General features: G+C 66.1%; 16 protein-coding genes. 7 read left to right on the forward strand and 9 right to left on the reverse strand.

Features of this window, described 5'->3' with window-relative positions; all coding sequences use genetic code 11:
* Positions 1 to 11: 11 nt before the first annotated feature.
* From HB681_RS08370 to HB681_RS08385, 4 genes are read right to left on the reverse strand one after another with little or no spacing between them, the layout of a single operon-like run.
* On the reverse strand, positions 12 to 974 hold the full coding sequence (locus tag HB681_RS08370; RefSeq protein WP_213954346.1) for an MlaD family protein: 963 nt from the start codon (positions 972 to 974) through the stop codon (positions 12 to 14).
* A 10-nt stretch (positions 975 to 984) separates the two neighbouring features.
* Positions 985 to 1779 (reverse strand): ATP-binding cassette domain-containing protein, encoded by a 795-nt coding sequence (locus HB681_RS08375; protein WP_256354195.1) that lies wholly within the window; start codon positions 1777 to 1779, stop codon positions 985 to 987.
* Positions 1776 to 2909, reverse strand: a complete 1134-nt coding sequence (locus HB681_RS08380; RefSeq protein WP_213954347.1) for an ABC transporter permease — start codon at positions 2907 to 2909, stop codon at positions 1776 to 1778. Before HB681_RS08380 ends, HB681_RS08375 begins: the two co-directional genes overlap by 4 nt.
* A 54-nt stretch (positions 2910 to 2963) precedes the next feature.
* Complete coding sequence (locus HB681_RS08385; protein ID WP_213954648.1) at positions 2964 to 3965, reverse strand: LysR family transcriptional regulator; 1002 nt, start codon at positions 3963 to 3965, stop codon at positions 2964 to 2966.
* Positions 3966 to 4076: 111 nt separating this feature from the next.
* On the opposite strand from HB681_RS08385, the gene HB681_RS08390 reads away from it, so the two are divergent.
* From HB681_RS08390 to HB681_RS08405, 4 genes are all read left to right on the forward strand, one after another.
* Positions 4077 to 5594 (forward strand): CoA-acylating methylmalonate-semialdehyde dehydrogenase, encoded by a 1518-nt coding sequence (locus HB681_RS08390; protein WP_213954348.1) that lies wholly within the window; start codon positions 4077 to 4079, stop codon positions 5592 to 5594.
* Positions 5594 to 6406 (forward strand): hypothetical protein, encoded by an 813-nt coding sequence (locus HB681_RS08395; protein ID WP_213954349.1) that lies wholly within the window; start codon positions 5594 to 5596, stop codon positions 6404 to 6406. Before HB681_RS08390 ends, HB681_RS08395 begins: the two co-directional genes overlap by 1 nt.
* Positions 6407 to 6443: 37 nt before the next feature.
* Complete coding sequence (locus HB681_RS08400; RefSeq protein WP_213954350.1) at positions 6444 to 8084, forward strand: GMC family oxidoreductase N-terminal domain-containing protein; 1641 nt, start codon at positions 6444 to 6446, stop codon at positions 8082 to 8084.
* Between the two features lie 432 nt (positions 8085 to 8516).
* Positions 8517 to 9275: a TSUP family transporter gene (locus HB681_RS08405; protein WP_213954649.1), complete on the forward strand. Its 759-nt coding sequence runs from the start codon at positions 8517 to 8519 to the stop codon at positions 9273 to 9275.
* Here HB681_RS08405 and HB681_RS08410 read toward each other — a convergent pair.
* From HB681_RS08410 to HB681_RS08430, 5 genes are all read right to left on the reverse strand, one after another.
* Positions 9267 to 9581, reverse strand: a complete 315-nt coding sequence (locus HB681_RS08410; protein ID WP_213954351.1) for a hypothetical protein — start codon at positions 9579 to 9581, stop codon at positions 9267 to 9269. The two genes, HB681_RS08405 and HB681_RS08410, sit on opposite strands and share 9 nt — an antisense overlap.
* Before the next feature lie 169 nt (positions 9582 to 9750).
* On the reverse strand, positions 9751 to 11745 hold the full coding sequence (gene mrdA / locus HB681_RS08415) for a penicillin-binding protein 2 (RefSeq protein WP_213954352.1): 1995 nt from the start codon (positions 11743 to 11745) through the stop codon (positions 9751 to 9753).
* Positions 11746 to 11807: 62 nt separating this feature from the next.
* Positions 11808 to 12329, reverse strand: a complete 522-nt coding sequence (gene mreD, locus HB681_RS08420) for a rod shape-determining protein MreD (RefSeq protein WP_213954353.1) — start codon at positions 12327 to 12329, stop codon at positions 11808 to 11810.
* Entirely contained in the window at positions 12326 to 13435 is a 1110-nt protein-coding gene (gene mreC / locus HB681_RS08425) for a rod shape-determining protein MreC (protein WP_213954354.1), read from the reverse strand. Before mreC ends, mreD begins: the two co-directional genes overlap by 4 nt.
* Before the next feature lie 133 nt (positions 13436 to 13568).
* Positions 13569 to 14612: a rod shape-determining protein gene (locus tag HB681_RS08430; RefSeq protein WP_213954355.1), complete on the reverse strand. Its 1044-nt coding sequence runs from the start codon at positions 14610 to 14612 to the stop codon at positions 13569 to 13571.
* A 222-nt stretch (positions 14613 to 14834) separates the two neighbouring features.
* Between HB681_RS08430 and gatC the strand changes: the two genes are divergently transcribed.
* Genes gatC through gatB form a run of 3 tightly spaced genes read left to right on the forward strand, consistent with a single transcriptional unit; the run spans position 14835 to position 18193 of the window.
* On the forward strand, positions 14835 to 15134 hold the full coding sequence (gatC, locus tag HB681_RS08435; RefSeq protein ID WP_213954356.1) for an Asp-tRNA(Asn)/Glu-tRNA(Gln) amidotransferase subunit GatC: 300 nt from the start codon (positions 14835 to 14837) through the stop codon (positions 15132 to 15134).
* Positions 15131 to 16648: an Asp-tRNA(Asn)/Glu-tRNA(Gln) amidotransferase subunit GatA gene (gene gatA / locus HB681_RS08440; RefSeq protein ID WP_213954357.1), complete on the forward strand. Its 1518-nt coding sequence runs from the start codon at positions 15131 to 15133 to the stop codon at positions 16646 to 16648. Before gatC ends, gatA begins: the two co-directional genes overlap by 4 nt.
* A gap of 48 nt (positions 16649 to 16696) precedes the next feature.
* On the forward strand, positions 16697 to 18193 hold the full coding sequence (gene gatB, locus HB681_RS08445; protein WP_213954358.1) for an Asp-tRNA(Asn)/Glu-tRNA(Gln) amidotransferase subunit GatB: 1497 nt from the start codon (positions 16697 to 16699) through the stop codon (positions 18191 to 18193).
* Positions 18194 to 18277 lie beyond the last annotated feature (84 nt).

Below are 18277 nucleotides of genomic sequence, written 5' to 3' on the forward strand. Positions count from 1 at the left end.
GCGTGTCACCTTCAGGGTCGCGCGGTCGCGGGTGGCGCGGAGAAGCCGGGCTCACCCGGGCCGGGCGCGACGCCGCCGTTGCCGTACAGCAGCGACTGCGGGTTGTCGTTGATGTTGTCCGCCGTTCGGCCAAGCCGGCGCACGGTGCGCGAGGCGTCGTCGGCCACGCGGTTGATGCGAGGCATGGTCGTGCCGCTGAAGTTCTCGACCGCGACCGCAAGCGACTTGGCGCCATCGCCGACACGCGTCAGGGCGCCGTCGGGCTGGTTGAGCCGCGCGACCGTGGTGTTGAGGTTGTTGGCCACGCGCGAGACGTCGCTGGCGGCCTTCTTCACACGGTCGAGCGTCTCGGGCATGCGCTTGAGCGCTGGGCTCAGGTCGGCCTTGATCGTCTTGTCGAGCGTCTGCGTGAGGCGATTGGCGCCGGCGGCCGCCTGCGAGATGTTCTCGAGTGCATCGCCGATGCGCTTCTGGTTCTCGTCGGCGAGCAGCACGTTCGCGCGCTTGGCCGCCAGCTCGACCTGGTTGAGGATGGCCTCGCCGCGTTCCTGCAGCGCCGCCAGCAGGGAGGGCCGCAGTGGAATGCGCGGCGGGTTGTCGTTGTTGGGCGCGAGCGACTCTTGCGACTCGCCCTTGTCGTCCAGCGCGATGAAGGCCAAGCCTGTCACGCCCTGGTAGCTCAGCGACGCGAAGGTCGACGTGGTGAGCGGCACCTTCTCGTCGACGCTGATGCGCACGCGCACATTGCCCTTCACCTTGGGGTCGAAGTCGATCGACGCGACCTTGCCGACCGCGATGCCGCGGTAGCGCACCATCGCTTGCGGCTGCAGCCCGCTGACGGCATCGCGCGTGGAGAGTTCGTAGATGTTGCGCACCGTGTCGTCGCGCGTGAGCCAGACTACCAGCGCGACGAGCGCGGCCAGCAAGCCGATCACGAACGCGCCTGCGGCAATGGCATGGGACTTGTTTTCCATGGCGACCTCGCTATCGTTTCTCGTGCAGGGCTTCCATGGCACGCTGGCCACGGCCGCCGAGGAAATACTCGTGGATGAACGGATGCGGATAGGCGATCACGTCGCGCGCGCTGCCGGTCACGATCACCTTCTTGTCGGCGAGCACGGCAATGCGGGTGCTCAGGTCGAACAGCGTGTCGAGGTCGTGCGTGACCATCACCACGGTGAGCCCCAACTCGCGGTGCAGGCCGCTGAGCAGGTCGCAGAAACCATCGGCGCTTTCGGGGTCGAGGCCGGCGGTGGGCTCGTCGAGCAGCAGCAGCGGCGGGTCCATGATGAGCGCACGCGCCAGCGCCACGCGCTTGATCATCCCGCCCGACAGGTCCGACGGGCTCTTGGCCGCCTGCTGCGGATCGAGCCCCACCATCTGCAACTTGACCAGCGCCGCGTCGCGGATCAGTTCGTCGGGGAAGACCTTCAGCTCGCGCAGCGGAAACGCGATGTTGTCGAGCACGCTGAAGGCGGAGAACAGCGCGCCGTGCTGGAACAGCATGCCGACGTTGGCTGCGGCCATGCCGCGGAAGTGGCCGGGCGGCCGGCCGAGCACGCTGACCTCGCCCTTGTCCGGATGCTCCAGCCCCAGGATCTGGCGCAGCAGCACCGTCTTGCCGGTGCCCGAGCCGCCCACCAGCGACAGCACCTCGCCGCGGCGGATCACCAGGTTGAGATCGCGGTGCACGACCTGGTCGCCGTCGGGCGACTTGAAGACGGTCCAGAGATTGCGGATCTCGACCACGTTCTCGACTGTGTTGGCCGGCCCCATCATTGGCGCAACCCGAAGCCCTTGAAGAGCACGGCGAACAGGGCATCGACAAGGATCACGATGGTGATCGAAGTCACCACCGACGATGTGGTGCCGCGCCCCAGGCTCTCGGTGTTGGGCTTCACCTTGAGCCCGAAGTAGCAGCCGATCAGCGCGATCAGGATGCCGAACACCGCCGACTTCGACAGGGCAATCCAGAGGTTCGACAGCGGCACCGCGCGCGGCAGCGCCGTCAGGAAATAGATGGGCGAGATGTCGAGCGCCGCGTTGGCCGCCATCATGCCGCCAATGAGCGCGGCCATCGAGGTCCACATGCTGATCAGCGGCATCGCGATGGCGAGCGCCAGCACGCGCGGCATGACCAGCCGGAAGCCGTGCGAGATGCCCATCACGCGCATGGCGTCGAGTTCTTCCGTCACGCGCATCACGCCGATCTGCGCGGTGATGGCCGAGCCGGAGCGCCCGGCGATCAGCACTGCCGCCAGCACCGGGCCGAGTTCGCGGATGAGCGACAGCCCGAGGATGTTGACGATGAAGGCCTCGGCGCCGAAGTTGCGCAACTGTTGCGAGGTGAGGTAGGCCAGCACCACGCCGATGAGCAAGCCGACCAGCGCGGTGATCGGCAGCGCGGTGGCGCCGAACTGGTAGAGCTGGCCCGAGAAATCGCGCCACGGCGCGCGGTGCGGCGCGCGGAAGAGCCGGACGATGTCGAGCGTGAGCTGGCCGATGATGCGCAGGAAATCGCGCGCCACGAACAGGACGCGCGGGCCGGTGTGCGCGAAGGCCCGGACGCGGTCGGCCAAGCTCTTCGGCGGCTCCTCGGGCATGCTGCAGGTGTACTGCGCGACCTGGTCGAGCACGGCCTTGTGCTGCGCGTCCATTTCCAGTTGCGCGGGCCATGCCTTGCCCCAATGGTTCCAGAGCACCTGCGCGCCAACGTGGTCGAGCGCATCGATGGGCCGCAGGTCCCAGGCCGTCGCGGAACGCGTAGAGGCCAGGCCTTGCAGCAGCGTCTGCCATGCGTTCGGCTGGGCAATCGCCATGGCGGTCCAGCGGCCACTGGCCGTGACCGTGCCGGACGTCTGTTCGACGCGCGGTGCGGTGTCAGGCGCGGGAGGCGCAACGGCGGGCATGGGCTCGATGTGTTCCGGGAAGCGCGCTGGTTGGGAGGGGTGTCAAGGCTCGCGTCATCGTAACCGCTGGGGCTGCGCGCGCGGTGTAGGAACGACCCCCACCCGGGCACCGCTGCCGAAGCCACCCGCCAGCGTTTCGCGCAGCCAGGCGACGAAGGATGCGACGGCGCGCGGCACATGGGTCGCATACGGGCGGATGGCGTAGAGCCGATCGCCGAAGGCACCGACGGGTTGCCACTGCGGCAGCACCTCGACCACCTTGCCGGACTGCAACGCGGCCTGCGCGCTGAAGTCCGGCAGCAGCGCGATGCCGAGGCCCGCGATGGCGGCATCGCGCAGCGCTTCGCTGTTGTTGGCGGCGAGCGGGCCGGTGACCGCCACCGTGACGCGCGGGGCATTCACGGGGGTCCGTCCTGTCGCCCTGGCCTCGAAGTGCCAGGCGGGCGTGTCCTGTGCGCGTGGGTAGTGCAGGCAATCGTGATCGGCGAGTGCCTGCGGTGTGTCGGGATTGCCACGTCGGCGCAGATAGGCGCGGCTCGCGACCAGCACGGAACGCGTGTCGCACAGCGTCCAGGCGACGTGCGTGTCGGGCGGCGCAGCGCTGTGGCGCACGGCGAGGTCGAAGCCTTCCATGGCGAGGGAACTGAGACGGTCGGAGAGGTCGAGTTCGATGCGCACTTCAGGCTGTGCGCGCAAGAAGTCCGCCAGCCGCGGCACCAGTTGCTGCCGCGCGAAGGCGACCGGCGCCGTCACGCGCACCAGCCCGCGCGGCACGCCTGCGAGGTCGCGCACGCCCGCGAAGCTGTGGGCGATGTCCTCGAACGGCTGCCGCATGTCTTCCACCAGGTGCCGGCCGGCGTCGGTGAGCCGCATGCTGCGGGTGGTGCGCTGCACCAGCGGCACGCCGGCGGCGCGCTCGAGTTCGGCGATGCGCTGGCTCATCGCCGCCTTGCTCACGCCGAGCCGCTGCGCCGCCGCCGTGTAGCTGCCTTGCTGGGCCAGGACCGTGAGCCAATGCAGGTGCATCCACAGCGATTCGATTTTTTGTTGCGCCATGCCTGCATTGTTCATGATGACGAACAATCAATTCAGCTTTTCATGGCTTGGCGCGCTCGGCCGGCATGCCTAAACTGCCCGCACTTCATCGACACCACCAGAGACATCGCCATGCAAATCATCAAGGCTCCGATCGATCACTTCATCAACGGCCGCATGGTCGCCAACACCTCGGGCCGGACGCAGGACGTGACCAATCCCGCCACCGGCACGGTGACCGGGGCCGCGGGCCTGGCGAGCGCAGTCGAGGTCGACGCGGCCGTGGCGGCGGCCAAGGCGGCCTTTCCGGCCTGGGCCGACACGCCGCCGATCCGCCGCGCGCGCGTGCTGTTCAAGTTCCTCGAATTGCTGAACCTGCACAAGGACGAACTGGCCCACCTGATCACCGCCGAGCACGGCAAGGTCTTCACCGACGCACAGGGCGAAGTCACGCGCGGCATCGACATCGTGGAGTTCGCTTGCGGCATCCCGCAATTGCTGAAGGGAGATTTCACCGACCAGGTCTCGACCGGCATCGACAACTGGACGCTGCGCCAGCCGCTCGGCGTGGTGGCCGGCATCACGCCGTTCAACTTCCCGGTGATGGTGCCGATGTGGATGTTCCCGGTGGCCATCGCCGCTGGCAACTGCTTCATCCTCAAGCCGAGCCCCACCGACCCGAGCCCCTCGCTGCGCATCGCCGAACTGCTCAAGGAAGCCGGCCTGCCGGATGGCGTCTTCAACGTCGTGCAAGGGGACAAGGTCGCTGTCGATGCGCTGCTGGAACACCCCGACGTGAAGGCCATCAGCTTCGTCGGCTCGACGCCCATCGCCAACTACATCTACGAGACCGGCGCGCACCATGGCAAGCGCGTGCAGGCGCTGGGCGGCGCGAAGAACCACATGGTCGTGATGCCCGATGCCGACATCGACCAGGCCGTCGACGCGCTGATCGGCTCCGGCTACGGCTCGGCCGGCGAGCGCTGCATGGCGATCTCGGTGGCGGTGCTGGTCGGCGACGTGGCCGACCGCCTGCTGCCCAAGCTCGTCGAGCGCACGCAAACGTTGAAGGTGCTCGACGGCGAGAACCTCGCGGCCGAGATGGGCCCGATCGTGACCAAGGCGGCGCACGAGCGCATCACCGGCTACATCGGCGTGGGCGAGAAGGAAGGCGCCAAGCTGCTGGTCGACGGCCGCGGCTTCGATGCGAAGAAGGCCGGCGAAGGTTGCGACGACGGATTCTGGATGGGCGGCACGCTGTTCGACCATGTCACGCCCGAGATGCGCATCTACAAGGAAGAGATCTTCGGCCCGGTGCTGGGCTGCGTACGCGTGCACGACCTGGCCGAAGCGGTGGACCTCATCAACGACCACGAGTTCGGCAACGGCGTGAGTTGCTTCACCCGCGACGGCAACGTGGCGCGCGAGTTCAGCCGGCGCATCCAGGTCGGCATGGTCGGCATCAACGTGCCGATCCCGGTGCCGATGGCCTGGCACGGCTTCGGCGGCTGGAAGCGTTCGCTGTTCGGCGACATGCATGCCTATGGCGAGGAAGGCGTGCGCTTCTATACGAAGCAGAAGTCGGTCATGCAGCGCTGGCCGGAGAGCATCGGCAAGGGCGCGGAGTTCGTGATGCCGACGGCGAAGTGATGGATGCTTCTTCCGCGCCGGTAGCGGCTGTGTTCGACCCTGTCGAAAAGGTTAGGGAAGTTCTCTTCTTTGCAGCCTCAATTCAGAACAATCCAAAGAAGAATTTTCTCTATCTCGCTCTTGACGGAAAAGCGGAGACACTTCTCGGCGACGCGGCGGTCGTCCTCAATGAAATTTTCGTTTTTGAATTCAAAAGAAATCTGTCAAATATTCACAGTGAACTCAAGAAATTTGGTATCGAAGCGCGAGAGAACGCTCACGCTGAGTTCAAGAAAATGATTGAGCGACCGCCTCCGGAGATCGGCAATGATTTCTTCAGGAGTGCAACGAATTGGAGGTATGCGGCGGCCCACACGCTTGTCACATTGGATCTCAGCGACAAGACTGACGAGATCTCGTTTAAGTGCCCGCTATCTGAGACAACTTTTCAAATGTGCTCTTACCTCCCTGGACTCATGTCTGATGACGCGCCGAGGCGAGGCATGCTTGGAGGCATCGCTAAGTCCGGCCTATTGAAGTTCGTGGAAGGCATGGGGTTCGAACCACCGATAGGCCGCGCCTACTTCGAATGGCTTGGGAAGTTGAAAGCCAAGGCCAAAGGTACTCTGGCGGCCGGACTAGATAACACGCCGTACGCCTGCTTCGTTGTCAAAGACGATGGAAATTTGGGAGTCGCCAATGTTGTCGGTCTCTCGAATCTCTTAGGTCTCTTCGACAAGATTGAAAGCCACAACGCGCCTCACCTGCGTCCTTCGGACTATGAGACGCAAGAAGACGAAGTGACCACGCGCATCGAGCAGCCGAAAGGCTGATAACAATGAAAAAACGACCTTGGTGCGACCGATTCAAATGACCGACACCACTTTCGACTACATCGTCATCGGCGGCGGCACCGCCGGCGCGCTGCTGTGCAACCGCCTCACGCAGCAAAAGCAGAAGCGCACCCTGCTGATCGAGGCCGGCCGCAAGGACGACTACCACTGGATCCACATCCCGGTCGGCTACCTCTACTGCATCGGCAACCCGCGCACCGACTGGCTCTACAACACCGAGCCCGACGCCGGCCTCAACGGGCGCAGCCTGCGCTATCCGCGCGGCAAGACGCTGGGCGGCTGCTCCAGCATCAACGGGATGATCTACATGCGCGGCCAGGCGCGTGACTACGACCAGTGGGCCGCACTCACGGGCGACGACGAATGGCGCTGGGACAAGGTGCTCCCGGCCTTCAAGAAGCACGAGGACTACTACCTCGGCGCCGACGACCTGCATGGCGCCGGCGGCGAGTGGAAGGTGGAGAAACAACGCCTGCGCTGGGACATCCTCGACGCCTTCGCCGAAGCCGCCGTGCAGGCCGGCGTCCCGCATTCCACCGACTTCAACCGCGGCACCAACGAAGGCGTCGGCTACTTCCAGGTCAACCAGAAGAACGGCTGGCGCTGGAACACGGCCAAGGCCTTCCTGCGGCCGGCCTGCTACGGCCGGCCGAACTTCGAGATGTGGGTCAATGCCCACGTCACGAAGCTGATCGTCGAGATGCAGCCCGACGGCAGCCAGCGCTGCACCGGGGTGGAGGTGTGGGACGGGCACCAGATGGTCACGGCGCATGCCACGCAGGAGGTGATCCTGTCCGGCGGCAGCATCGGCTCGCCGCAGATCCTGCAGCTTTCGGGCATCGGTCCGGCGGACTTGCTGCGGCAGCACGACATTCCGGTGGTGGCCGACCTGCCGGGCGTGGGCGCCAACCTGCAGGACCATCTGCAGATCCGGGCGGTCTTCAAGATCGACGGCGCGCCGACGCTCAACGTGCTGGCTTCGTCGATATTCGGCAAGGCGAAGATCGGCCTCGAATACCTCATGAAGCGCACCGGGCCGATGAGCATGGCGCCATCGCAGCTCGGCGCCTTCACGCGAAGCTCGCCCGCGTACGAATGGCCGAACCTGGAGTACCACGTGCAGCCGCTGTCGCTCGACGCCTTCGGTGAGCCTCTGCACGCGTTCCCCGCGTTCACCGCCAGCGTGTGCAACCTCAACCCGACGAGCCGAGGCACCGTGCGCATCAAGACCCCGCGCTGGCAGGACGCGCCGGCCATCGCGCCCAACTACCTGAGCACCGAGGAAGACCGCAAGGTCGCCGCCGATTCGCTGCGCGTCACGCGCAACATCGTGGCGCAGCCGGCGCTGGCACGGTACAAGCCGCAGGAATGGAAGCCCGGCGTCCAGTACCAGAGCGACGATGAGCTGGCCCGGCTCGCGGGCGACATCGCCACCACGATCTTTCACCCGGTTGGCACCACCAGGATGGGCGCCGACAGCGATCCCATGGCGGTGCTCGATTCGCGACTGCGCCTGCGCGATGGCCGCGGCGGCTTCATCGCGGGGCTGCGCGTAGTCGATGCCGGCGCCATGCCGACCATCACCAGCGGCAACACCAACAGTCCAACCTTGATGATGGCCGAGAAGGCCGCGGCGTGGATTCGCGCGGCGGCCTGATCGAGCGCGCACCAGCAGCGTCGCGAGAAGCTGCTTGCACGGCGGGAACCGTCGAGCATCCGCCTCTGCACGGCGCAAAGCCCGATGCGGCGGGTTGTTAACATTTGCGAACGAAAGACACAAACCTAATGCCGACGTTGCCACTGAGCAACGGGTATCCCCCAATGCACTCCGAAGGTGCTAACGCTAAAGTCTCGCCACTCGCAACGGGCCATGCCCGCTGGGCGGGGCCGAGGAGACAAAACTTCGCGACCAAGTACAACAAAATTAAAAAAGGCCTCCGTGCATTGACACTGTGTGCCGCACCTTGATAAAGCGCCGCTAGCCGGCGCTTTTTTTATGCCCGGGCGCCCTGGGCGGCCATGCACGGGCCTCATTTGCTATCAATTCGATAGCAATTCGATAGCAATTCACGGTGAGACAATGCCCGCGATGGAAATGCTGGTGGTCACGGGAGCGTCCCTCCTCGGGGGATTTGTCGATTCGATCGTGGGCGGTGGCGGACTCATTCTGGTGCCGGCGCTTTTCGCGACCTTCCCCGGTGCACCGCCGGCGACGTTGCTGGGCACCAACAAGAGCGCTTCGGTCTGGGGCACGGCGGCTGCGGCAGCCCAGTTCGGCCGAAAGGTTCAACTGCAATGGGCGTCGCTGCTGCCCGCCGCCGCGGTCGGCTTTGCAGGATCGTTGCTCGGAGCCTGGGCGATCACCGTGTTCCCGGGCGAATTCCTGCGGCGCGCGCTGCCCTTCATCCTGCTGGCGGTCCTGGGCTACACCCTGGCCCGCAAGGACATGGGACGCCACCATGTGCCGCGCTTCGCGGGCAGGCACGAGATCCTGGCCGCCTGCGCGATCGGCCTGCTGATCGGGCTGTATGACGGCTTCTTCGGTCCCGGCACGGGCAGCTTCCTGGTGTTCCTGTTCGTGCGCTGGCTCGGCTACGACTTTCTCAACGCGTCCGCCTCGGCCAAGTGCATCAACGTCGCCACCAACCTCGCCGCCTTGATGCTGTTGGCGGCCAAGGGGCACGTATGGTGGCACTACGGCCTGGTCATGGCGGTGGCGAACGTCGCTGGCAGCGTGCTCGGCACGCGCGTGGCCCTCAAGCACGGCGCGGGCTTCGTGCGCGGCGTGTTCATCGTGGTGGTGAGCGCGTTGATCCTCAAGACGGGGTACGACGCATTTCTACGTTAGGGACTTGATCAGAGTCTCCATGGCGATTGCGATCCGCCGCAGGTTCACCGATCTACACCGTGCGAGCGACGGATAACAACAGGAATCCCCAAGCAGTTCACGAACATTTTTTACAGTGAGGCGCGTGCTGGAACGATCATCGAAGGCGTTCAAAAGGGATCCATAAAAATGCGCACTCAACTCAGCACCGTCCGCACGCCAGCCGTCGCTCAACAACGGACCCCCCTCGCCGCAGCCGTGGCACGCCGGTTCGACCTCCTCTCGGCTCACCGCAGTCGCGTCAATGCCCAGCGCCGGCAGGATCATCTTGCGCACCTGGACCTGGACCAGCGCGTGCGTGAAACGGGGGAGTGGTAAACCGGCCCACCTCCGAGAGGGCGCACCCAGCGGCCCGGCAAGGGCGGTTCCGCGGGTGCTTATGGGCCTGCGTATAAATGGAGAGCGACAGTTCGGCGCAAGGCCATCAAACGCAATGTCAGGGCGTAGCGGCGGGCGCGCTGGTCGATGTACCACCTGGCGTTGACGCCGGCACAGGCCACGCGGCCTCGCTTGCCAGCCGGGGCTTGCCGATGGGCGCAGAGGCCTTGCCCAACTTGATGGCCGCCATGTCGGCCTCGCTCGGATACTGGCCGAGCAGCCAGTAGTCGAACACCCGCCGCGCGATCGGCGCTGCGGCGCCCGCACCCCAACCCGCGTTCTCCACGATCACCGCCACCGCGATCTTCGGATCGTTGGCCGGCGCGAAGGCAATGAACAAGGCATGGTCGCGCTGATGTTCCTCCAGCGCCTTGGCGTTGTACTTGGTGTTCTGCGCCTGCGTCACGGCCTGGGCCGTCCCGGTCTTGCCGGCCGCGACGTACCCGGCGCCAACGAACACGGCACGCGCCGTACCGCCGGTGATCACGGCTTGGAGGCCTTCCCGCACCACGGCCACGTTGGCCGGTGCGAAGTGGAGGTCGATGGTCGGCGGCGGCTCGACCGGCGTGGTCTTTCCGGTGACGGTGTCGCGCGTGGCGACCACCAGGTGCGGCTGATGCTTGCGGCCGACGTCCGCGATGATGGAGGTGGCCTGCGCCATTTGCAGCATCGTGAAGCTGTTGTAGCCCTGCCCGATGCCCAGGGAGATGGTCTCCCCGGCATACCACTTCTTCATCTCGGGGCGCTTGTAGGCGTTGCGCTTCCATTCGGTGCTGGGCAGCACGCCGCGCACCTCGCCGCCCAGGTCGATGCCGGTGATCTGGCCGAAGCCCATCGGCTTCATGAAGTCATGGATCAGGTCCACGCCCATCTCGTTGGCCAGCGAGTAGTAGTAGATGTTGCTCGACAGCTGGATCGAGCGGCGCATGTCGACGTTGCCGATGTTGCCCTCGGGGCTGCCGAAGCGGTGGCCGGCGAAGTTGTAGAAGCCCGGGTCGTTGATCTGCACGCTGGGCCCGCGCTTGCCGGTCTGCAGCGCGCCCATGGCCATGAAGGGCTTGTAGGTGGAGCCGGGCGGATAGGTGCCGCGCAGCGCCCGGTTGAGCAGCGGCTTGTCGATGGACTCGCTGAGTTCCTTCCAGCTCTCGCTGTCGATGCCTTCGACGAACAGGTTGGGATCGAATGTGGGCTTGCTGACGAAGGCCAGCACCTCGCCGGTCTTGGGGTCGAGGGCTACCATCGCGCCACGGCGCTCGCCGTACATGTCCTCGACCATCTTCTGCAGCTTGATGTCGAGCGACAGCATCACGGTGTTGCCGGGCGTGGCCGGATGGCCGTTGAGCCGGCGCACCGCGCGGCCGCCGGCGGAGGTTTCCATCTGCTCGACGCCGGTCAGGCCGTGCAGGGTCTTCTCGTAGCTCTGCTCGATGCCGAGCTTGCCGATGTACTCGGTGCCCCGGTAGTTGTCGTAGTCCTCGTCGCTCCAATCCTCCATCGCGGCCTTTTCGGTCTGGTTGATGCGACCGATGTAGCCGAGCACGTGGCTGGCGATCTCCCCGTGCGGATAGTTGCGGAACAGGCGCGCCTTGATCTCCACGCCGGGGAAGCGATAGCGCTGCGCGGCGAAGCGGGCCACTTCCTCGTCGCTCAGGCGGGTGCGGATGGGGATGGAGTCGAAGCTGCGTGAATCCTCGCGCAGCCGCTTGAAGCGCCGCCGGTCACGCGGCCCGACCTCGATCACGGTGGCCAGGCCGTCAATGGTGTCCTCGAGGTCGGCCACCTTGGAGGGCGTGATTTCCAGCGTGTAGGCCGAATAGTTGGAAGCCAGCACGATGCCGTTGCGGTCGAGGATCAGGCCGCGGTTGGGCACCACCGGCACGACCGCGGTGCGGTTGTTCTCGGCCTGTTCTGCCAGGTCCTCATGGCGCACCACCTGCAGGTAGGTCAGTCGCAGGCCGAGCAGGCTGAAGGCCGTCAGCACGACGAGGCCGATCGCGATCACGCGACGCTTGAAGCGCGCGATGTCGGCGGCGACGTTGCGGATTTCAGTCATCGAGGGGGCTAGAGCTTAGGCTTGTGGGATATCAATGGCAACGTCCCGCGACGGCATGCCGATCACAAGGGCCGGTTGGCGTCCGGCTCCGGCGTGCGACGTTGCGGCGCGAGCAGCAAGGCACTGACGAAGGGCCAGAGCACCGCTTCGATCAACGGCGCCAGCGCAAGGTTCCAGCCTGGAAACACGCCGCCGCCGATCATGCGGATACCGAGCTCGACGAAGTGCGACAGCGCGAACAACGGCAGCAACTGCAGCGCCTGCGAGATCACCGGGTACCACAGCAGGCGCCGATGCATCATGATCGCGAAGAAGCTCAGCGCCGTGTACGAGAGCGCGTGCTGGCCAAGCATGGCGGCCTGGTGCACGTCCATGAAAAGCCCGAACACGAAAGCCACGCCGATGCCGATGCGCGTGGGCTGGTGCACGCTCCAGAACACGATGGCCAGCGCCATCAGGTCAGGGAACCAGGCGATGCGGCCGAGCGGCAGCATGTTCAGCAGCAGGGTCAGCAGTAGGCTGCCCCAGATGAAGAGCGGGCTGACGGGCAGCAGGAGTTGCTGCTGGCCGGGACGCATGATCATCGCGCGGCTCCTTTCTCTTTGCGGTCGGCCTTCTCTGCCGCCTTGTCGGCGGCCTTGTCCGCGGCCACGTCTGCCTTGTCGGGCGGGGGCGGCGCGGCGGCCTTGGCCGGCTTGTCCGCCTTGTCGGCCTTGTCGACAGGGGCAGCCTTGTTCGTCTTGTCCGCCTTCTCGCCCTTGGCCGGCTTGTCGCCCTTCTTCTTCGCGGGAGCGACCGGCGGCGCCACGACCGGCGCCGGCTTGGGCGGCAGATTCACGTTCGCAGGCACCAGCACCATCACGTAGCGCGCGGCCGCCACGCCGCCCGCCGGCACGCAATGGATGCGCGCGAAGGCAGAATCCGCGCGTCGCTCGATGCGGTCGATCTTGCCGACCGGCAAGCCCGCCGGGTAGACACCGTCCACGCCGCTGGTCGTCAGCACATCCCCTTCCTGCACATCCGAGTTGGCCTGCATGAAGCGCAATTCCAGCCCGCCCCCATAGGCATTGGCCTCGCCGAAGGCCACGCTGCGCGCGCCCGTGCGGGTGTTCTGCACCGGGATGGCCAGGTCGCGGTCGGTCACCAGCGTGACCTCGCTCGTGAACGGCTGCACCTGCGTGACCTGTCCGAGCACGCCGCGCTCGTCGATCACCGGCGAGCCGGGCAGGATGCCGTGCGTCATGCCCTGGTCGAGGATCAGCTTGCGGGTGTAGGGGTCGGCCGCGTCATAGAGCACCTCGGCAACGCGGCCCGGCGTGGTGGTGCTGGCCCGCAGTTCGAGCATCGAGCGCAGCCGCGCGTTTTCCTGGGCGAGGGCGTCGGATTGGCTGGCGCGCTCCGACTGCAGCGCGAGCGATTTGCGGGCCTCGGCCTCATTGCGCTGAGCCGTTTGCAGGTCCTCGACATAGCGGGTGCCGCCGAGCACGAACTGCACCGGCTTCATCGCCACCCATTGCACCGGGTACAGCACCGCACCAATGGCCGCGCGCACCGGCTGCACGATGTGGAAGCGCGCATCCGCCACCATGAGAAACAGTGACAACGCGCTGAAGAAGATCAGCTTGCTGAGCGCCGACGGCCCCTGGTTGAAGAGGGGCGGCGCGGTGCGATCGAGGGTGCCGAGTGGCATGGAGGAGTTTTACGCCAGAAACGCCCGAGTTCGTGAGGTGCCGCGAAAACCGGCGCCTGCCGGCTCGCTGGCGCCACCCCCACATGGCGGCGGGAGCGCCGCAGAATGTACGCCCGCCGGAAGCGGGCCGCACTCACTCGCTCGTGAAGATGCTTCCGAGACGGTCCATGCGCTCCAGCGCGATGCCGCAGCCGCGCACCACGCAGGTCAGCGGGTCTTCGGCCACCAGCACCGGCAGGCCGGTTTCTTCCGCCAGCAGGCGATCCAGGTCGCGCAGCAAGGCGCCGCCGCCGGTCAGCATCATGCCGCGCTCGGCGATGTCTGCGCCGAGTTCGGGCGGGGTCTGTTCCAGCGCGTTCTTGACGGCCGAGACGATGTTGTTGAGCGGATCGGTCAGGGCTTCCAGCACTTCGTTGCTGCTGATGGTGAAGCTGCGCGGCACGCCTTCGGACAGGTTGCGGCCCTTGACTTCCATTTCCTTGACCTCGGAGCCGGGGAAAGCCGAACCGATGGTCTTCTTGATGACTTCGGCCGTCGGCTCGCCGATCAGCATGCCGTAGTTGCGGCGGATGTAGTTGATGATGGCCTCGTCGAAGCGGTCGCCGCCGACGCGCACGGAGCCCTTGTAGACCATGCCGCCGAGCGAGATCACGCCAACTTCCGTGGTGCCGCCGCCGATGTCGACGACCATCGAGCCACTCGCTTCGCTGACCGGCAGGCCGGCGCCGATGGCCGCGGCCATGGGCTCCTCGATGAGGTAGACCGAGGTGGCGCCAGCCGCTTCGGCCGCGTCCTTGATGGCGCGGCGCTCGACCTGGGTGGAACCGCAGGGCACGCAGATGATGATGCGCGGGCTCGGCGTGAACAGCGAGCGCGGGTGCACCATCTTGATGAACTGCTTGATCATCTGCTCGGTGATCACGAAGTCGGCGATCACGCCGTCCTTCATCGGGCGGATGGCTTCGATATTGCCGGGCACCTTGCCGAGCATGGCCTTGGCCTCCGCACCGACCGCCTGGATCACCTTCTTGCCGTGCGGACCGCCTTCATGCCGGATCGCCACAACCGAAGGCTCGTCCAGCACGATGCCCTTGTTGCGCGCGAAGATCAGGGTGTTGGCTGTGCCCAGGTCAATGGCAAGGTCGGTCGAGAAATATCGACGGAAAACTCCAAACATTTTGCGGAATCCTTGTGGCACGGCATGCGCTTCGGCATGCGGTCGCCTGTAATCTTGTGGGTCGACTGACGGGGATGAATAGAGGTTTTTGCGGCAAAAGCCGGCGCGTTCGCGGGGGTTGCGGCAAAGGCGGGATAATAACCGATCCCCTCCGCCTCGCGCGCCAGCACCCCTGCCGCAAGTGCGATTGCGGCGGTTTCCCTCCCGATTCCAGACCTTTCCATGTCCCTTACCGATTCCGATATCGCGCGCATCGCGTCGCTCGCCCGGCTGCAGCTCGGCAGCGAGGAGAGCACGCGCATGCTGGGCCAGATCAACGGCTTCTTTGCGCTGGTCGAGCGCATGCAGTCGGTCGATACAACCGGCGTCGAGCCGCTCGCGCATCCCGTGGCAACCATTGAAGACATTTCGTTGCGACTGCGCGATGACGTCGTGAGCGAGCCGAACTGCCGCGAGGCCAACCAGCGCAGCGCGCCGGCGGTGGAAGCGGGACTCTTCCTGGTGCCGAAGGTGATCGAATGAGCCGCCCCGACCTGCATCAGATGGGTGTCGCCCAACTCGCGAAGGCGCTCGCTGCGCGCGAGGTGTCGGCGAATGAAACGGCCCAGCACTTTCTGGGGCGCATCGCATCGCATGGCGCGCTCGGTGCGTTCGTCTCGCTCGATGCGGACGTGACCCTGGCCCAGGCCCGCGCGGCGGATGAGCGACTCGCCGCAGGCGGCGCACCCGCGCTGGCGGGCGTACCGATCGCGCACAAGGACATCTTCGTCACGACCGATTTCCCGACCACCGCGGGCTCGAAGATCCTCGCGGGCTATCGCTCGCCCTTCGACGCGACGGTGGTGCGCAAGCTGGCCGAGGCCGGCGCGGTCACGCTGGGCAAGCTGAGCTGCGACGAGTTCGCGATGGGCTCGTCGAACGAGAACGTCGCGGTGCCGGCGGTGGGCTTCGATGCCGCGACGCCGGTGCGCAATCCGTGGGACGCGTCGCGCATTCCCGGTGGTTCGTCGGGCGGAAGCGCCGTGGCGGTCGCGGCGCGACTGGCGCCCGCCGCGACGGGCACGGATACCGGCGGCTCGATCCGCCAGCCGGCTTCGTTCTGCGGCATCACTGGCATCAAGCCGACCTATGGCCGCGCCTCCCGCTACGGCATGGTGGCCTTTGCATCGAGCCTCGACCAGGCGGGGCCGATGGCGCGCTCCGCGGAGGATTGCGCGCTGTTGTTATCGGCCATGTGCGGCCCGGACGTGGACCGCGATTCGACCTCGATCGACCGGCCTGCCGAGGACTTCTCGCGCAACCTCGACGGCTCGCTCGAAGGCCTGCGCATCGGCGTGCCGAAGGAGTTCCTGGGCGATGGCGTGGCGCCGGGCGTGCGCGCGGCCATTGACGCCGCATTGGCGGAATACGAGAAGCTCGGCGCAAGGCGCGTCGCCGTTACCTTGCCGCGCACCGAACTCTCGATCCCGGTCTACTACATCATTGCCGCGGCCGAAGCCTCCAGCAACCTGAGCCGCTTCGACGGCGTGAAGTTCGGCCACCGGGCCAAGGACTTCTACGATCCTGCGAACACGAAGAAGAGTGCGCTCGAACAGATGTACGAACTGACGCGCGAAGAAGGCTTCGGCGACGAGGTGAAGCGCCGCATCATGATCGGCACCTACGTGCTGAGCCACGGCTACTATGACGCGTATTACCTGCAAGCGCAGAAGGTGCGCCGCATGATCGCTGACGACTTCCAGCAAGCCTTCAAGGAATGCGACGTGATCGCCGGGCCGGCCGCGCCGACCGTGGCATGGAAGCTCGGCGAGCACGGTGACGATCCGGTGGCCGACTACCTGGCCGACATCTTCACGCTGCCGGGTTCGCTCGCCGGACTGCCGGGCATGAGCCTGCCTGTCGGCTTCGGCGAAGGCAACATGCCGGTGGGACTGCAGTTGATCGGCAACTACTTCAACGAAGCGAAGTTGCTGAATGCGGCGCACCGGTTCCAGCAGGCGACAGACTGGCATGCGCGGACGCCGGAAGGCTTTTGACCGTCGCTGCGGCTGCCCCGCAAGAGAACATGAGTTGGAGCAACAGAGATGAGTGATACAGCAGTCGTGAACCCATTCGCCGAAGCGCAAGCCGGCCGGCCCACGGGCCCGCTGGTGCAGGGCTTCGAAGTCATCATCGGCTTCGAGACGCACGCACAGCTTTCGACCGAGAGCAAGATCTTCAGCCGTGCCTCGACGGCGTTCGGCGCGGAGCCGAACACACAGGCCTGCGCGGTGGACCTGGCGCTGCCCGGCACGCTACCGGTGATGAACAAGGGCGCGGTCGAACGCGCCATCAAGCTGGGCCTGGCATTGGGCTCGCACATCGCGCCCCGCAGCGTGTTCGCACGCAAGAACTACTTCTACCCCGACCTGCCCAAGGGCTACCAGATCAGCCAGTTCGAGATTCCCGTGGTGCAAGGCGGTACGGTGAGCTTCTTCGTGGGCGATGAGTCGAAGAGCGTGCGACTGGTGCGCGCGCACCTGGAAGAAGACGCCGGCAAGTCGCTGCACGAGAACTTCATCGGCCAGTCGGGCATCGACCTGAACCGCGCCGGCACGCCACTGCTGGAGATCGTGACCGAGCCCGACATGCGCTCCACCGCAGAGGCCGTGGCCTATGCGAAGGAACTGCACAAGATCGTGACGTGGATCGGCATCTGCGACGGCAACATGCAGGAAGGCAGCTTCCGCTGCGATGCCAACGTGTCGGTGCGCCGCCCCGGCGAGCCGCTCGGCACGCGGCGCGAGATCAAGAACCTCAACAGCTTCCGCTTCATGCAGCAGGCGATCGACTACGAGATCCGCTGGCAGATCGGCGAGATCGAGGATGGCCGCAAGATCCAGCAGGCCACCGTGCTGTTCGACCCCGACACGGGTGAGACGCGCGCGATGCGCACCAAGGAAGACGCGGCCGACTACCGCTACTTCCCCGACCCGGACCTGCCGCCGCTGGCGATCGCGCAGGAGTGGATCGATCGCGTGAAAGCCGGCATGCCCGAGCTTCCCCGCGCGATGGCCGAGCGCTATGTGCGTGACCATGGGCTGTCGGAATACGACGCGGCGCAGCTGACGCAAAGCGTGGCGCTGGCGCGCTACTTCGACGAGGCTGTGAGCAAGGGCGCGACGCCCAAGCTGGCCAGCAACTGGATCACCGGCGAGATTGCGCGCCGCCTCAACGCGCAGGACCTCGGCATCGAGGCCGCGCCGGTGAAGGCCGCGCAACTCGGCCAGCTGATCGCGCGCATCAGCGACGGCACCATTCCCAACAGCGCGGCGCGCGTGGTGTTCGATGCGCTGTGGAGCGGCGAAGGCAGCGATGTCGACGCGATCATCGTGGCGAAGGACCTGAAGCCGATGAACGACACCGGCGCGCTGGAGAAGATCATCGAAGGCGTGCTGGCCAGCAACCAGAAGAACATCGACGAATACCGCGCCGGCAAGGACAAGGCCTTCAACGCGTTGGTCGGCCAGGTCATGAAGGCCAGCCAGGGCAAGGCCAATCCGGCGCAGGTCAATGCGCTGTTGAAGTCGAAGCTGGGGTGATTGGGGGCTGAGGCAGCGGCGACTTTGGAGGTCGCTTGCCCTCACCCCAGCCCTCTCCCCCCAGGGGAGAGGGAGCAAATGCAG

The sequence above is a fragment of the Variovorax sp. dw_954 genome, from assembly GCF_018449755.1.
Classification (GTDB): domain Bacteria; phylum Pseudomonadota; class Gammaproteobacteria; order Burkholderiales; family Burkholderiaceae_C; genus Variovorax.

Excerpts from the sequence above, each read along its gene's own strand:
- HB681_RS08410 (WP_213954351.1), bottom strand. The coding sequence starts at position 9,581 with ATGATCCTGCCGGCGCTGGGCATTGACGCGACTGCGGTGAGCCGAGAG.
- HB681_RS08385 (WP_213954648.1), bottom strand. The coding sequence starts at position 3,965 with ATGGCGCAACAAAAAATCGAATCGCTGTGGATGCACCTGCATTGGCTC.
- mreC (WP_213954354.1), bottom strand. The coding sequence starts at position 13,435 with ATGCCACTCGGCACCCTCGATCGCACCGCGCCGCCCCTCTTCAACCAG.
- HB681_RS08430 (WP_213954355.1), bottom strand. The coding sequence starts at position 14,612 with ATGTTTGGAGTTTTCCGTCGATATTTCTCGACCGACCTTGCCATTGAC.
- gatB (WP_213954358.1), top strand. The coding sequence starts at position 16,697 with ATGAGTGATACAGCAGTCGTGAACCCATTCGCCGAAGCGCAAGCCGGC.
- gatA (WP_213954357.1), top strand. The coding sequence starts at position 15,131 with ATGAGCCGCCCCGACCTGCATCAGATGGGTGTCGCCCAACTCGCGAAG.
- HB681_RS08375 (WP_256354195.1), bottom strand. The coding sequence starts at position 1,779 with ATGATGGGGCCGGCCAACACAGTCGAGAACGTGGTCGAGATCCGCAAT.
- HB681_RS08380 (WP_213954347.1), bottom strand. The coding sequence starts at position 2,909 with ATGCCCGCCGTTGCGCCTCCCGCGCCTGACACCGCACCGCGCGTCGAA.
- mreD (WP_213954353.1), bottom strand. The coding sequence starts at position 12,329 with ATGATCATGCGTCCCGGCCAGCAGCAACTCCTGCTGCCCGTCAGCCCG.
- HB681_RS08390 (WP_213954348.1), top strand. The coding sequence starts at position 4,077 with ATGCAAATCATCAAGGCTCCGATCGATCACTTCATCAACGGCCGCATG.
- gatC (WP_213954356.1), top strand. The coding sequence starts at position 14,835 with ATGTCCCTTACCGATTCCGATATCGCGCGCATCGCGTCGCTCGCCCGG.
- mrdA (WP_213954352.1), bottom strand. The coding sequence starts at position 11,745 with ATGACTGAAATCCGCAACGTCGCCGCCGACATCGCGCGCTTCAAGCGT.
- HB681_RS08395 (WP_213954349.1), top strand. The coding sequence starts at position 5,594 with ATGGATGCTTCTTCCGCGCCGGTAGCGGCTGTGTTCGACCCTGTCGAA.
- HB681_RS08405 (WP_213954649.1), top strand. The coding sequence starts at position 8,517 with ATGGAAATGCTGGTGGTCACGGGAGCGTCCCTCCTCGGGGGATTTGTC.
- HB681_RS08370 (WP_213954346.1), bottom strand. The coding sequence starts at position 974 with ATGGAAAACAAGTCCCATGCCATTGCCGCAGGCGCGTTCGTGATCGGC.
- HB681_RS08400 (WP_213954350.1), top strand. The coding sequence starts at position 6,444 with ATGACCGACACCACTTTCGACTACATCGTCATCGGCGGCGGCACCGCC.